This is a genomic window from Streptomyces auratus, from assembly GCF_050433025.1.
GTDB classification, from domain to species: domain Bacteria; phylum Actinomycetota; class Actinomycetes; order Streptomycetales; family Streptomycetaceae; genus Streptomyces; species Streptomyces sioyaensis.
In genome coordinates this window covers 4,209,561-4,224,495 of record NZ_JBNGCB010000001.1, presented here as the reverse complement: position 1 = coordinate 4,224,495, position 14,935 = coordinate 4,209,561, and the positions used below count along the sequence as shown (strand labels likewise).

Below are 14,935 nucleotides of genomic sequence, written 5' to 3'. Positions count from 1 at the left end.
CCCCGTGACGGGAGGGCGGACACGGCCCGGTGAGCCGTTGGCGGTCGGGTCAGGGCGTGTTGCCGCGTCCGCGTTCCTCGGCCTCGGCCTCGGCCTGCTTGGCCTGGACCTCGGGGTCGAGCGAGGCGCCCTCGCTGCCGTCGACCGCGCTCAGCCGACGGCGGTCGCTGACCTCCGTCGGCGCCGGCGGCTCGACCAGCCAGTCCGGGTTGGCCTGCTTGTCCCACCACTTCCAGGCGGCGATCGCACCGCCGACCAGGATGCCCAGCACGGTGAGGCGCTTGGCGGCCTTGCCGCACTTGGCCCGCCGGCTGTGCTTCTTCTGCAGCTTGGCGATCTCCTTGGCCGTCACCTGGCCGCGGAGTGCGGCGAGCGCGGCGGTGCCACGCGCGAGGGCCTCCTCGCGGACCGGCTCGGCAGCGGCGCGCGCGCTGGTCACGGCGTTCTCCAGCCGCGGTGCCGTGTAGTCGGCCGCCTGGCGGGCGGCCTTGCGGGTCCGGCGGGCCGCCCGGGTCGCCGCGGCGTCCACCTTGGGCGGCAGGGTGCCCCGGGCGTGCTCGAACCGGGGCTGCAGATGGGCGTCGTACTGCACGCGCGCCTGGTGGGCGGCCTCGGCCACCTTGGGAGCCGCTCGGGTACGAGCCTCGTGAGCGAAGTGCACGGCGGCGTCCTTGGCCGAACCGGCATACGGAGCCACCACCTCCGCGGCGTGCCGCACGCTGTCCCTGGCCGTACCGGTCGCGGCGCGCACGCTGTCCTTGCGGGTCACGGGATCCTCCTCCTCGGTGGCATGTCCGGGGCTAGGGGGGCTGGTCCCCCGTGTCTGCTGTATCGCCTGTCCACCCGTTTGAAGATCATGCCCGCTCAGACGTCATACGGCATGTGCGAGCGGGCATCCGGGTCATTGCGGACCTTCCGGAGCCTTGTTGACGACAATGCCACGGTTTGCCGCTTCAGGCGCAAGAAATCCGTACGAAGACCGTCAAGAGGTGGCGGTCGGATGACCGGGGAACGTGCAGCGCACGCCGCGGACGCGAGGAGTGGCGGGGCGACGGCGCACAGCGGCGCGCAGGGCATCGAAGGGTGCCGGGCGGACGCCGGCCCGGCGGCGGGAAAGAGTGGCGCGCGGCTCGACAGGGGTGAGGGTCGGGCGACGGGCGGGCCGGTCCATGCGAGGATCGTGAACCGTCAGTGCAGACTTATGGAAGGTAGATCGTGGCTGAGCAGCTCTACGCCACCCTGAAGACGAACCAGGGCGACATCGAGATTCGGCTTCTGCCGAACCATGCACCCAAGACGGTCAAGAACTTCGTCGAGCTCGCCAACGGCGAGCGGGAGTGGACCCACCCGGCGACGGGCAAGAAGTCCACGGACCGCCTGTACGACGGCACCGTCTTCCACCGGGTGATCAGTGGCTTCATGATCCAGGGCGGCGACCCGCTGGGCAACGGCACCGGTGGCCCCGGCTACGAGTTCGGGGACGAGTTCCACCCCGACCTGGCCTTCAACAAGCCGTACCTGCTGGCCATGGCCAACGCCGGCCCCGGCACCAACGGCTCGCAGTTCTTCGTAACCGTCGGCGCGACCGCCTGGCTGACCGGCAAGCACACCATCTTCGGTGAGGTCAGCAACGACGCGAGCAAGAAGGTCGTCGACGCGATCGCCGGCACCAAGACGAACCCGCGCACGGACCGTCCGGTCCAGGACGTCGTCATCGAGTCGGTGGTCATCGAGACCCGCTGAGCCGCGTCTTGTGCCCCGGCGTGAGCCGGGGAACCATTGCGCCCCGCCCGGTCGTACATCAGGCGGGGCGCGACGCTCGTCCGGAGCCGGGCGGGAGGGCGAGCGACGGGCGCCCGGACGGAGAAGAGGACGAGGGGATCGATGGACCAGGTGCCAGGCAGCCCACAGGAGCCGCGGGACGCGCAGGGCGATAACGGCCTGCCGGGCTGTTTCCGTCATCCGGACCGCCCGACCGGCATCCGCTGCGCCCGCTGTGACAAGCCGATATGCCCGGAGTGCATGATCAGCGCCTCGGTCGGCTTCCAGTGCCCGGACTGCGTACGCAGCGGCAGCGGCCGTGCGGCGCAGACGACGGCGCCGCGTACGATCGCGGGCGGCACGATCGCCGCCGACCCCCGGCTGATCACCAAGATCCTCCTGGGCCTCAACGTCGCCGTCTTCGTCGCCGTGATGGCGACCGGTGGTGCGCTGAGCCCGCTGGTCGACCGACTCGATCTGGTCGGCCTCGCCGCCGAACCGGGCGGGTACCACCTCGTCGGCGTCGCCGAGGGCGAGTGGTACCGCCTGCTGACCGCGATGTTCCTGCACCAGCAGGTCGCGCACATCGCGTTCAACATGCTCTCGCTGTGGTGGCTGGGCCCGCCCCTGGAGGCGGCGCTCGGCCGGGCGCGGTTCATCGCGCTCTATCTGCTCGCCGGCCTGGGCGGCAGTGCCCTCTCGTACTTCCTCGCCGCGCAGAACCAGCCCTCGCTCGGTGCCTCCGGCGCGATCTTCGGGCTGCTCGGTGCCACCGCCGTCCTGCTGCGCCGACTGCGGTACGACATGAAGCCGGTGCTGATCCTGCTCGGCCTCAACCTCGTCTTCACGTTCCTGTGGCCGAACATCGCCTGGCAGGCGCATGTGGGTGGCCTGGTGGTGGGCGCAGCGGTGGCGTTCGGGATGGTGCATGCGCCGCGCGACCGACGGACCCTGGTGCATGTCGCGACCTGCGCGGTGACGCTGCTCGCGATCGGCGCCGTGGTGTGGGTACGGACCCTTCAGCTCGTGGGCTGAGCAGTCCGTACCGCACGTTGTCCACAGTGCGTGGCCGATCTTGTGCATGCGGTGCGGAACTCTCGTTCCGCACCGCGCTGACCTGCGTTTCCCCAGTCGGGGCAGGGGGAGGCGTGGTCCGAAGGGGGGTGCCGCCGATCACACCGGCGTCAACCTCCCGAAGGTTATCCACAGATCTTCTGAAGTTTTCCCCGGCTGTGGATAACCGTGTGGATGGCCTTGGGCAGGGCTTGCGCTACTTCCACTGGGTGGATACGCCGAAGCCCACCGCGATGAAGCCGAAGCCGCAGACGATGTTCCAGTTGCCCATGGCCCCGATCGGCAGGCTGCCCTCGGACACATAGAACGTCACGATCCACACCAGCCCGATCAGGAACATCGCCAGCATCAACGGCGCCACCCAGCCACGGCCTGAGTTCATCTTCAGGTTGGTGGTCTTCGCCGGAGGCGGCGTGAAGTCGTCCTTCTTGCGGATCCGTGACTTCGGCACGAGGAACTCTCCTGTCGATGCGCTGCTCCCCCGCTCTCGTCCGTGCTCAAGCGGGTGGTGCCCCCATCCGCGGGGAGGTACGAGGTGTGCGCCGGGGCGCGGATGCGGTGGGGAGCGGATTCCTTTCCCGGGCGTCCGTTAGCGTAGTGCTTCCGCGGCGCCGTAAGGAGTAAGGGTACGTTGAGCAATTCCGCTGACTCCCCCGATCGCCCCGCTCGCTCCCGCCTGCGGCCTGTGCGCCTTCTCACTCTCGTCGTCTTCGCGCTCGCCGGGCTGCTGTTCTGGCTGAGCTTCGACACCGCGCGGGGCACGAATCTGCGCTCGGACGACTCGATGCTGCGGCTGTCCGACCTCATCCAGGAACGCAGCCACAAGAACGGCTCCCAGGACGAGATCAACGCCACGCTGCGCGGCGAGGTCGACTCCCTCGCGCAGCGCGACAACGGCAACTCCAAGGCCGAGGAGGCCAAGCTCAAGGCGCTGGAGAAGAACGCCGGGACCAAGCCGGTCAAGGGCCAGGGCGTGACGGTCACGCTCACCGACGCCCCGCCGAACGCCACCGCCAAGATCCCCGGTATCCCCGAGCCGCAGCCCAACGACCTGGTCATCCACCAGCAGGACCTGCAGGCCGTGGTGAACGCCTTGTGGCGGGGCGGCGCCAAGGGCATCAAGGTCATGGACCAGCGGCTGATCTCCACCAGCGCGGTGCGCTGCGTCGGCAACACCCTGATCCTCCAGGGCCGGGTCTACTCCCCGCCGTACAAGATCACCGCCGTGGGCAACCGGGAGGCGCTCATCAACGCGCTGACCGCCTCCCCCGCCATTCAGAACTACCTCCAGTACGTGAACGCCTACGGCCTGGGCTGGAAAGTCGACCAGCACGAGGCGGTGACTCTGCCCGGCTACTCCGGCACAGTGGATCTCCACTACGCACAGCCTGTGAAGCCGTAGCCGCGCCCCCCCGGGGCAGCGGGGAGGGGCGGGGCCGGATGACGCTGCGGGGCGGGACGACGGCGCGGTGGATCGTGCGGACGCTCAGCGAAATCTGTGTCACCGTGGGCGCGCTCATCGTGCTCTTCGTGGTCTATCTCCTCTTCTGGACCGGCGTACGGGCCGACAGCGCCATGGACGGCGAGATCGGCAGGCTCCAGGACCAGTGGTCCACGGGCTCGGTCCCCGCTCCCGGCCGCACCCCGGCACCAGACGACAGCCCCACGCCGGCCGCGCGGCCCCACGGCTACCCACCGGGCGCCTCCTTCGCCGTGATGTACATCCCGCGCTTCGGTGCCGACTGGGCCAAGCCCGTACTGGAAGGCACCGCGACCGACGTCCTCAAGCGCGGCCTGGGCCATTACGGCCGCACCGCGCACCTCGGCGCGCTCGGCAACTTCTCCGTCGCCGGGCACCGCCGCACCTACGGCGACCCGTTCAAGGACTTCCCACGGCTGCGTCCCGGCGACGCCGTGGTGCTCACCGACGGCACGACCTGGTTCACCTATCGCATCGACAACCGGCCCTACACGACGCTGCCCGGCGATATCGGCGTGATCGACCCTGTACCGCGGAAGTCCGGTTTCCGCGGTCCCGGGCGGTATCTCACGCTGACGACTTGCGAGCCGGAATGGGGCCACAGCCACCGGCTGATCGCCTGGGCACACCTGGATGCCACCCAACCCGCGGCGCAGGGAAGGCCATCGGCTTTGACCGGCTGACCCACCAGCGCCCGCCCTCGCCCCTTACTCTGGTGTCGCAAACGACATCGTCATCGGCATCGGCAAGGGGACGGCGACAGCATGTACGGCTGGATCTGGCGGCATCTGCCGGGCAACACGTGGGTGAAGGCGCTGATTTCCCTGGTGCTCGCGCTGGCGGTCGTCTTCGTACTCTTCCAGTACGTCTTTCCGTGGGCGGAGCCGCTGCTCCCCTTCAATGACGTCACTGTCGACCAAGGGATGGCAGCCGTCCGATGACCGCACGGATTCTCGTCGTCGACAACTACGACAGCTTCGTCTTCAACCTCGTCCAGTACCTCTACCAACTCGGTGCCGAGTGTGAGGTGCTGCGCAACGACGAGGTCGCCCCGCGGCACGCCCAGGACGGCTTCGACGGGGTGCTGCTGTCGCCCGGACCCGGCACTCCCGAGCAGGCCGGTGTCTGCGTCGACATGGTCCGGCACTGCGCGGAGACCGGCGTCCCGGTCTTCGGTGTCTGCCTGGGCATGCAGTCGATGGCGGTCGCCTACGGCGGTGTGGTGGACCGCGCCCCCGAGCTGCTGCACGGCAAGACCTCGCTCGTCGTCCACGAGGGCGCCGGCGTCTTCTCCGGGCTGCCCACGCCGTTCACCGCCACCCGCTACCACTCCCTGGCCGTCGAGCCGGACACCGTCCCCGACGACCTGCTCGTCACCTCCTGGACGGAGGCCGAGGACGTCCCCGGCGGACGGATCATCATGGGCCTGCGGCACCGCGAACTACCGGTCGAGGGCGTGCAGTTCCACCCCGAGTCGGTCCTGACGGAGTGGGGGCACCGGATGCTGGCCAACTGGCTCGTCGAATGCGGCGATGAGGGGGCGGTGGAGCGCTCGACGGGGCTGGCCCCGGTGGTCGGCAAGGCCGGCGCGTGACCGCCTTGCGCCCCGAGCGTGAAGGCAGTTCCCACGAGCCCTACGAGCCGGACCGGTCGTATGCGGAACAGGGCCCGTACGGGCCGCAGGAGCCCCCTGGGCAGGCCGATGCCTTCGAGGAGGCGGTGGGGCAGCTCAACGACCCTCTGAACGATCCGCTGCCGGGCCACGCGAGCCCGGCGCCCGCGAGCCCGGCGCCCGCGCCCCCTCCGTACGGCCAGCCGGGCCGCGGGCGTCGGCGGGGCAAACCGGCGGAGGAGGGCGTACCGCAAGGCTCTCCGTGGTTTCGCCCGCATCTGGAGCCGGACACCTCCCGGCCGGACCGGCAGCCGCACGGGCCTCAAACGGCCGCCCCGGGCCCGGGGTACGAGCCCGCCCCCCGCCGTGTCTCGCCCGGGCCGATAGCCCGGCCCTACGCCGCGCCGGCCCCGGTGTCCCCCGCCCCGGCTCCGGCCGCTGCATCCGCCCCCGCGCCCGGGCGGAACGACGACGAGACCATGGCCCTGCGGCAGGCCGAGAAGCCCGCCGGCGACCCCGTTTCACGTGAAACCGAGGCCGCGGTTTCACGTGAAACCGCGGCAGAGCCGGCGCCCATCGGCGGCAGGGCGGCCCGGCGCAAAGCCGCCCAGGAAGCCGCCAAGCGCGGTGGTCGACGGGGGCGCCACGGCGGGACGGCCGGCACCACCGCGGCCGCTGCGACGGCCGCTGACTCCGCCCCCGCTGCCCCCACGTCCCGGGTGGAGGCCCGGCGGGCCGCCCGAGCCGCCAAGGACAGCCCCAGCCTGATTGCCAGCCGCGCGCTGGGCGAAGTGTTCATCTCCCTCGGCGTGCTGATGCTGCTCTTCGTCACCTATCAGCTGTGGTGGACGAATGTCCGGGCCGAGGAGGAGGCGGGGGGCGCCGCCAACAACCTTCAGCACGAGTGGGACAAGGGCGGCGGCGAGAAGAAGAACCTCGCGGACGGTGAGCGCTTCGGGATCATGTACATCCCCAAGCTCGATGTGAAGGCGCCGATAGCCGAGGGCATCGACAAGCACAATGTGCTGGACCACGGCATGGTCGGTCACTACGACAAGAACAGCGGGATCAAGACGGCGATGCCCTGGGACAAGAAGGGCAACTTCGCGGTGGCCGCCCACCGCAACACCCACGGCGAGCCATTCCGCTACATCAACAAGCTCACCAAGGGCGACAAGATCGTCGTCGAGACGCAGAGCTCGTACTACACGTACGAGATGGAGAGCATCCTCCCGCAGACCTCGCCGAGCAACACCAGCGTGATCGGCCCCGTACCGCCCGGCTCGGGGTTCACCGGCCCCGGCCGCTACATCACCCTGACGACCTGCACCCCGGAGTTCACCAGTACCTTTCGGATGATCGTCTGGGGCAAGATGGTCGACGAGCGGCCGCGGAGCAAGGGCAAACCGGATGCGCTCACCGGCTGAGTGAACAAAAGAGGGGTGCTACGCGGTGACTGCCACCGGAAACGACCAGGAATGCGACCGGTCCGCGCCGCCACTCCCGCCGCGACGGGCGCGCAGAGCCGTCGCGTCCATCGTCAGCGTCCTCGGTGAGCTGCTGATCACGGCCGGGCTGATCCTGGGCCTGTTCGTCGCCTATTCGCTCTGGTGGACCAACGTCCTCGCCGACCGCGCCGCGCACCAGCAGGGCGACCAGGTGCGCAAGCACTGGGCGAGCAGCGGCCCCAAGGGGCCGGGGGAGCTCGACACCAAGGACGGCATCGGCTTTCTGCACGTACCGGCGATGGACAACGGCGAGGTGCTGGTCAAGAAGGGCACCGACTCCGACGTCCTCAACGAGGGCGTGGCCGGCTATTACACCAAGCCGGTCAAGTCGGGGCTGCCGAAGGACAAGAAGGGCAACTTCACCCTCGCCGCGCACCGCGACGGCCACGGCGCGAAGTTCCACAACATCGACAAGCTCAAGGACGGCGACCCGATCGTCTTCGAGACCAAGGACACCTGGTACGTCTACAAGGTCTTCGCGACGCTGCCGGAGACCTCGAAGTACAACGTGGACGTCCTCGACGAGGTCCCGAAGGAATCCGGCAAGCACAAGGCGGGCCGCTACATCACCCTCACGACCTGCACCCCGGTCTACACCTCGAACTATCGCTACATCGTCTGGGGCGAGCTGGTCCGCACCGAGAAGGTCAACGCGGACCGCACACCCCCGAAGGAGCTCGGCTAGCCGACCGGTGCGGGACCGGCCGGCCCCCGGCCCGGCCTGCGGACAACGGAAAGCCCCGGCACCCTTCCCAGGTGCCGGGGCTTCGTACTGCCTAGTCGTACGGCCGCTAGCCTCCGAACGGTCCGCCGAAGATGCCGCCGCCGCCGTCATTGCCGCCGTTACCGTTGCCGCCCCCGCCCCCGCCGCCGATGGTGGTCAGCGTGACGGTGGTGTTCGCGGGGTCGGACGGCGTCTGTGCCGCCGGGTCCTGAGTGACCACGCGGGCGTTGTCGTCCTGGGTACTGCCGCCGGCGAACTGGATGTTCTTGAAGCCGGCCTGCTGGAGCGTCTTCTTGGCGTCCTTCACGGTCTGGCCGACCACACTCGGCACCGGCGTCTGTGCGCCTGCCTTGCCGACCGTGAGGTTCACCGTGGAGTTGGCCTTGGCCTTGGTGTTGCCCTCCGGGCTCTGGGTGAGCACCTTGCCGACCTGGTTGGGGTCGGTGACTTCCTGCTCGGTCTTGGTGACCTGGAAGCCCTGGGACTTCAGCTGCTGCTCCGCCGCGGCGGCGTCCTGCCCCGTGACATCCGGGACGCCCACCTTCGGGCTCGCCTGGGCGATGGACAGCGTGATCTTGGTGTTCTTGGTCTTCTTGGAGTTCGCCTCCGGGTCCTGCTCCGCGACGGTACCGGGGTCGCGGTCGGAGACCACGGGCTTGCTCACGATGTTGGTGAAGCCCTTGTCCTGGAGATCCGAGCGTGCCTCGGACTCGGTGAGGCCCGTCACACTGGGAACCGAGATCTGCTCGCGGCCCGTGCACAGTGTGACGGTGACCGTGTCGTTCTTCTGGATCTCTCCGCCGGCCGCCGGATCCTGCTCGGTGACCTGGCCCTTCTTGACGTTGTCGCAGGCCTTGCGGCCGCCCTCGGAGACCTTGAAGCTGCCGTTCTGCCCGAACGCCTTGGCTTCCTTGAGGGTCTTGCCGACGAGGTTGGGTACCGGTGTCGTACCGCCCTTGTTGCCCTTGGTGAACATCGCCTGGGCGATGAAGATCGCACCGATCAGGACGAGGACGGCCGCCAGCACCAGCAGGATCGTCGAGGTGTTGCTCTTCTTCTGGCCGCCACCGCGCCGCCGGTCACCGCGGTCGTCGTAGCCGTAGCCCCCGTCGTCCGGGTTCATCGGCGGAAGCATGGAGGTCTGGCCGGCCGGATCCTGCGGACGCAACATCGTGGTCGGCTGGTCCTGGTTGAAGCCGGCCGCACCCATCGCGGAGGTCGCCGCGACCGGCTGGCCCTCCAGCGCCGCCTCGATGTCGGCGCGCATCTCGTCCGCCGACTGATAGCGGTAGTCCGGGTCCTTGACCAGCGCCTTCAGGACGATGGCGTCCATCTCCGGCGTGATCTCGGGGTCGAAGTTGCTCGGCTTCTGCGGCTCTTCACGGACATGCTGATAGGCCACCGCGACCGGTGAGTCGCCGACGAACGGCGGCCGGACGGTCAGCAGCTCGTAGAGCAGACAGCCGGTGGAGTACAGGTCGGAGCGGGCGTCGACCTGCTCGCCCTTGGCCTGCTCGGGAGAGAGGTACTGAGCCGTGCCGATGACGGCCGCGGTCTGCGTCATCGTCATCCCGGCGTCGCCCATGGCCCGGGCGATGCCGAAGTCCATGACCTTGACCTGGCCGGTGCGCGTCAGCATGACGTTGGCGGGCTTGATGTCGCGGTGGACGATGCCGGCCCGGTGGGAGTACTCCAGAGCCTGGAGGACACCGGTGGTCATCTCCAGCGAACGCTCGGGCAGCAGCTTTCTTCCGGAGTGCAGCAGCTCACGCAGGGTGGAGCCGTCGACGTACTCCATCACGATGTACGGGATCGAGACGCCGTCGACGTAGTCCTCGCCGGTGTCGTAGACCGCGACGATAGACGGATGGTTCAGCGAGGCGGCCGACTGGGCCTCACGGCGGAACCGGGCTTGGAAGGACGGGTCACGGGCGAGATCCACCCGTAGCGTCTTCACAGCTACGGTGCGGCCCAGGCGGGTGTCATGCGCGAGGTACACCTCGGCCATGCCACCGCGGCCGAGCACCGAGCCCAGCTCGTACCGGCCGCCGAGGCGACGCGGCTCTTCCATAAGCTTCTCCAGCCCTCTCCGTCAGTCCCGACCGCACCGGTGTGTGGTCCGGCGGTGTGCTGTCCGGGCATACCGTACCCGGCACGCCCTACCGGACCCGGCCGGAGCCGCAACCTGATACGAGACCGGTATTGGCATGATCCGCATCACTTCTGGCCTTCGAGTACTGCCTCCATCACGCGCTTTGCGACCGGAGCAGCGAGTTTGCCGCCGGCGATGTCGTCGCGGAGGGTGTCGGATCCCTCAATGACGACGGCGACCGCGACGGGGGTGCCCTTGTCGGTCTTCGCGTAGGAAATGAACCAGGCGTACGGGTTGTCCTTGTTGTTCTCGCCGTGCTGAGCGGTACCGGTCTTTCCGCCGACGGTGACGCCGGGGATCTGAGCGGCGGTTCCCGTGCCCTTCTGGACGACGGTCTCCATGATGCTCTGGACCTTCTGGGCGTTCTCCGGGCTGAGCGGCTGGCTCATCTCCTGCGGCGTGTGCTGCTGGACGACATTGAGGTTCTGCGCGACCAGCTGGTCGACCATGTACGGCTTCATCAGCTTGCCGCCGTTGGCGACCGCCGAGGCGACCATGGCCATCTGCAGCGGCGTGGCGCGGTTGGAGGCCTGGCCGATGCCCGCCTGGGCGTTCTGCGGCCGGTTGTCCGTGGGGTAGATCGACTCCGAGGCACGGACCGGGGTGTTGATCCCCGGGTTGTTGAAGCCGAACTTCTCCGCCTCGGCCTTCATCTTCTTGTTGCCGAGGTCGGCGCTGATCTTGCCGAACACGGTGTTGCAGGACCAGCGCAGCGCCTCCCGCAGGGTGGCGTCCTTGCAGGGGATGTTGCCCTCGTTCTTCAGCTCCAGGCCCGAGGTGTCGGGGAGCGTGTAGGGCAGCGGCGAGTTGGTCTTGGTGTCGACGTCGTTGTAGAGACCGTTCTCCAGGGCCGCCGAGGCCGTGACGACCTTGAAGGTGGAGCCGGGCGGGTAGGTCTGGCGCAGCGCCCGGTTGAGCATCGGCTCGTCGGGGTCGTTCTTCTTCTGCAGCGCGTTGTACGCCTCGGCGTCCTTGTTGCTCATCCCGGCGAAGGACGACGGGTCGTACGACGGGGTGCTGGCCAGCGCCAGGATCGCGCCGGTCTCCGGGTTGATCGCGGCGACCGCGCCCTTCTGGTTGCCGAGCCCGTCGAAGGCTGCCTTCTGGGCCTTGGCGTTGAGGGTGGTCACCACGTCGCCGCCCTTCTGCTTGCCGCCGGTGAACATGTCGACCGTGCGGCTGAAGAAGAGCCGGTCGTCGGTGCCGGTGAGGATGCCGTCGTTCAGCTTCTCCAGCTGGTTGGCGTCGAAGGCCTGCGAGGCGTAGCCGGTGACCGGCGCCCACATCTTGCCGTTCTTGTACGTGCGCTTGTACTTGAAGTCGCCGCTGTCGGTGGTCGTGGAGCCGGTGACCGCCTTGCCGTCGACGATGATGTTGCCGCGCGGCGTGCTGTAGCGCTCGATGGCGACCCGGCGGTTGTGCGGGTCGTTCTTGAGCTGGTCACCCTGGACGAACTGCACCCAGTTGACGCGGACCAGCAGGGCGAGGACGAGCAGGCCGCAGAAGATCGCGACCCGGCGCAGGGGCTTGTTCACGGGCGGACCACCTGGGTCATCTCGGCGTCGGTGGACGGGGCGGGGGCCGGCGCCGGGCGGCGCGCGGTGTCGCTGATCCGCAGCAGGATGGCGACGAGTGCCCAGTTGGCGATCACGGACGAGCCACCCTGGGCGAGGAACGGCATCGTCATACCCGTCAGCGGGATGAGGCCGGTCACCCCACCGGCGACGACGAAGACCTGCAGGGCGAAGGCGCCGGACAGGCCGATCGACAGCAGCTTGCCGAACGGGTCACGGGCGGCCAGCGCCGTCCGGATACCGCGCTCGATCAGCAGGCCGTAGAGCAGCAGGATGGCCATCAGGCCGGCGAGACCGACCTCCTCGCCGACGGTGGCGAGAATGTAGTCGCTCTTCGGCGCGATGCCCAGGATGAGGCGGGAGTAGCCCTGGCCCAGACCGGAGCCGAGGATGCCGCCGGACCCGAAGGAGTACATCGCCTGGGCGGTCTCGGTGACACCGCCGTTGGACAGCTCCAGCGGGTTGAGCCAGTTGTGGACACGCGTCTGGACGTGCGACTCGAACGTCGCCACCGCGACCGCGCCGCCCGCGCTGAGCAGCAGGCCGAACACGATCCAGCTGGTGCGCTCGGTCGCGACGTACAGCATCACGACGAACAGACCGAAGAAGAGCAGCGAGGTACCCAGGTCGGTCTCGAAGACCAGGATCATCAGGCTCAGCGCCCAGATGACGAGGATCGGGCCGAGGTCGCGGCCGCGCGGGAGGTAGAGCCCCATGAAGCGGCGGCTGGCCAGCGCCAGCGCGTCCCGCTTCACCATCAGATAACCGGCGAAGAAGATCGCGATGATGATCTTCGCGAACTCACCGGGCTGCAGCGAGCCGAGGCCCGGAATCGTGATCCAGATCTTCGCGCCGTTGACCCCGGGGAAGAAGACCGGCGCCACCAGCAGCACCAGCGCGACCACCATCGAGATGTAGGTGTAGCGCTGCAGGACGCGGTGGTCCTTGAGGAAGATCAGGAGGGCCAGGAAGAGCGCGACACCGAACGTCGACCACATCAGCTGGTTGGGCGCCATCGCCTTGCCCAGCGAGGGTTCCTGGTCCAGCCGCCAGATGAAGATCAGTCCCAGGCCGTTGAGCAGGGTGGCGATGGGCAGCATCAGCGGGTCGGCGTACGGCGCCCACTTGCGGACGACGAGATGGGCGACGCCCGCCAGCAGGCCGAGGCCCAGGCTGTAGCCCAGCACACCGGCCGGCACCGTACCTTCCTTGGCCAGGCCGACGTTGATGTACGCGAACACCGGGATCAGCACGGCGAAGACGAGCATCGCCAGCTCGGTGTTGCGGCGGCTCGGGGCCCCGATCGTGCCGATAGTGGTGGTGTTGGTGGTACTGCTGCTCATGAGATCTACGGCCCCCTACGCCCTCACTGCTGGGTGCTGCAATTCTTTTCCAGCTTCAGCTGTTCCTCGGAGGGGGCCTGGCTGGGAGTGGCTGTGGGAGACGGGGACACGGGCGCGGCGAGCGTGCCTGCCGTGCTGGTGCCGCTGTTCCTGTCCGTTCTGTCGGTGGATCCGGGCCGGGTGCTCGGGGAGGCGGACTTGGACGGCGTACCGGGCTTGGGCGACGTGCCCGTCCGGCCCTTGCTGGGGTGCCGCGCGGCCTCGCGCTCGGCGGCCTCCCGCTGTTCCTTGCTGCGGCAGGCGTTGGCCTGCCGGCTCAGCTCGGAGACCTTTTCGCCGCCCTGGGAGCGGTTGTCGACCGCGATCGTCTCCTTGACCTGGTTGCGCTGGTACAGCGGCAGGTACTTGAGTTCGATCTCGGGGTGGTCCTCGTCCACGCCGTTGAGCTTTATCCACGCGAGGTCCTGGCTGATGCCCCGGTAGAGCGCGACGTGGTCGTCCTTGCTGCCGACGAAGTACTGGGTCTGCGTCCAGCGGTAGCCCGTGTAGAGCCCGCCGCCGACGACCGCCAGCGCCAGCGCGATCAACAGGGACCGCTTGATCCACCGGCCGCGCGGACGGGGCTTGACGAAGTCCTCGTCCATGAACGCGCCGAACGAGCCCTGCGGCGGTCCGCCGACCTCCGGATCCCCGCTGCCGGGCGGCCCGAAGGCGCCACCGGGCGCCGGCTGCCCACCCGGCCGGCCGAGCTCGGCGGCCCGGGCGGCGGGCGTCTGCATCGTGCTCGGGTCGCTGAGCTGGTGCTGGTTCTCCGCGACGGCACCGACGACGACCGGGGTGTCGTTGAGCTGCCCGGCCATGGTGTCGTTGCCGTCCACGTCCAGGACGTCGGCGACGATGCAGGTGATGTTGTCGGGTCCGCCGCCGCGCAGGGCGAGCTGGATCAGCTCCTGCACCGTCTCGTGCGGTCCGTGGTAGCTGGCGAGGGTCTCTTCCAGCGTCTGGTGGCTGACGACCCCGGACAGCCCGTCCGAGCAGATCAGATACCGGTCGCCGGCCCGCACCTCGCGGATCGACAGATCGGGCTCGACATGATCGCCGCTGCCCAGCGCCCGCATCAGCAGTGACCGCTGCGGGTGGGTGGTGGCTTCCTCTTCGGTGATCCGGCCCTCGTCGACCAGCCGCTGCACCCAGGTGTGGTCCTGGGTGATCTGGGTCAGTACGCCGTCGCGCAGCAGATAGGCGCGCGAGTCGCCGACGTGCACCAGGCCGAGCCGCTGTCCGGTCCACAGCAGGGCGGTCAGGGTCGTGCCCATGCCCTCCAGCTGGGGATCCTCCTCGACCATCATCCGCAGCTGGTCATTGGCGCGCTGTACGGCCGTGCCCAGGGATGTGAGGAGGTCGGAGCCGGGGACGTCGTCGTCGAGCTGGACGAGGGTGGAGATCACCTCGGAGGAGGCGACCTCACCGGCGGCCTGGCCGCCCATGCCGTCGGCGATGGCGAGCAGCCGTGGCCCGGCATAGCCGGAGTCTTCGTTGCCCTCGCGGATCATGCCCTTGTGCGATCCGGCGGCGAAGCGCAGTGACAGACTCATGCGCACCTCACCCGTCGGCTCGGGGTACAGCCGGTCTCGTCGAGCCACACTGCCCACCCTCCGGTCGGGAGCACACCAGGGTCCGTCGAGTGGACCGCCGCGGCTCGCTCGC

The 14,935-nt window shown here is 69.1% G+C and carries 14 protein-coding genes; 8 read left to right on the top strand and 6 right to left on the bottom strand.

Annotated features, from left to right (window positions below; genetic code table 11):
• Positions 1–49: 49 nt before the first annotated feature.
• Positions 50–769: a DUF5324 family protein gene (locus BKA18_RS18395; protein ID WP_366047929.1), complete on the bottom strand. Its 720-nt coding sequence runs from the start codon at positions 767–769 to the stop codon at positions 50–52.
• Between the two features lie 446 nt (positions 770–1,215).
• Between BKA18_RS18395 and BKA18_RS18390 the strand changes: the two genes are divergently transcribed.
• On the top strand, positions 1,216–1,743 hold the full coding sequence (locus BKA18_RS18390) for a peptidylprolyl isomerase (protein ID WP_006604444.1): 528 nt from the start codon (positions 1,216–1,218) through the stop codon (positions 1,741–1,743).
• A gap of 141 nt (positions 1,744–1,884) precedes the next feature.
• Positions 1,885–2,796, top strand: coding sequence for a rhomboid family intramembrane serine protease (locus BKA18_RS18385; protein ID WP_366047930.1), 912 nt, complete (start codon positions 1,885–1,887; stop codon positions 2,794–2,796).
• 235 nt (positions 2,797–3,031) lie between these two features.
• Here the strand turns inward: BKA18_RS18385 and crgA are convergent, their stop codons facing one another.
• Positions 3,032–3,286 carry a cell division protein CrgA gene (gene crgA / locus BKA18_RS18380; protein ID WP_006604446.1) on the bottom strand — a complete coding sequence of 85 codons (255 nt, stop codon included), beginning with the start codon at positions 3,284–3,286 and terminating at the stop codon, positions 3,032–3,034.
• 180 nt (positions 3,287–3,466) lie between these two features.
• Here crgA and BKA18_RS18375 point away from each other — a divergent pair, with 180 nt between their 5' ends.
• The 6 genes from BKA18_RS18375 (at position 3,467) to BKA18_RS18350 (ending at position 8,120) form a co-directional block, all read left to right on the top strand.
• Positions 3,467–4,237 (top strand): DUF881 domain-containing protein, encoded by a 771-nt coding sequence (locus tag BKA18_RS18375; RefSeq protein WP_366047931.1) that lies wholly within the window; start codon positions 3,467–3,469, stop codon positions 4,235–4,237.
• Between the two features lie 38 nt (positions 4,238–4,275).
• Positions 4,276–4,998, top strand: a complete 723-nt coding sequence (locus BKA18_RS18370) for a class E sortase (protein WP_366047932.1) — start codon at positions 4,276–4,278, stop codon at positions 4,996–4,998.
• An 81-nt stretch (positions 4,999–5,079) separates the two neighbouring features.
• Complete coding sequence (locus tag BKA18_RS18365; RefSeq protein ID WP_006604449.1) at positions 5,080–5,256, top strand: hypothetical protein; 177 nt, start codon at positions 5,080–5,082, stop codon at positions 5,254–5,256.
• Positions 5,253–5,909 carry an aminodeoxychorismate/anthranilate synthase component II gene (locus tag BKA18_RS18360; protein WP_006604450.1) on the top strand — a complete coding sequence of 219 codons (657 nt, stop codon included), beginning with the start codon at positions 5,253–5,255 and terminating at the stop codon, positions 5,907–5,909. Before BKA18_RS18365 ends, BKA18_RS18360 begins: the two co-directional genes overlap by 4 nt.
• Complete coding sequence (locus tag BKA18_RS18355) at positions 5,906–7,354, top strand: class E sortase (RefSeq protein WP_366047933.1); 1,449 nt, start codon at positions 5,906–5,908, stop codon at positions 7,352–7,354. Before BKA18_RS18360 ends, BKA18_RS18355 begins: the two co-directional genes overlap by 4 nt.
• 25 nt (positions 7,355–7,379) lie before the next feature.
• Positions 7,380–8,120, top strand: coding sequence for a class E sortase (locus tag BKA18_RS18350; protein WP_366047934.1), 741 nt, complete (start codon positions 7,380–7,382; stop codon positions 8,118–8,120).
• Positions 8,121–8,226: 106 nt separating this feature from the next.
• Here BKA18_RS18350 and pknB read toward each other — a convergent pair whose 3' ends face one another.
• From pknB to BKA18_RS18330, 4 genes are all read right to left on the bottom strand, one after another.
• Positions 8,227–10,230 carry a Stk1 family PASTA domain-containing Ser/Thr kinase gene (pknB, locus tag BKA18_RS18345; RefSeq protein WP_366047935.1) on the bottom strand — a complete coding sequence of 668 codons (2,004 nt, stop codon included), beginning with the start codon at positions 10,228–10,230 and terminating at the stop codon, positions 8,227–8,229.
• Between the two features lie 146 nt (positions 10,231–10,376).
• Entirely contained in the window at positions 10,377–11,846 is a 1,470-nt protein-coding gene (locus tag BKA18_RS18340; protein ID WP_006604454.1) for a peptidoglycan D,D-transpeptidase FtsI family protein, read from the bottom strand.
• Complete coding sequence (locus tag BKA18_RS18335; RefSeq protein WP_366047936.1) at positions 11,843–13,228, bottom strand: FtsW/RodA/SpoVE family cell cycle protein; 1,386 nt, start codon at positions 13,226–13,228, stop codon at positions 11,843–11,845. Before BKA18_RS18335 ends, BKA18_RS18340 begins: the two co-directional genes overlap by 4 nt.
• A gap of 23 nt (positions 13,229–13,251) precedes the next feature.
• Positions 13,252–14,823: a PP2C family protein-serine/threonine phosphatase gene (locus BKA18_RS18330; RefSeq protein ID WP_366047937.1), complete on the bottom strand. Its 1,572-nt coding sequence runs from the start codon at positions 14,821–14,823 to the stop codon at positions 13,252–13,254.
• Positions 14,824–14,935: the final 112 nt, after the last annotated feature.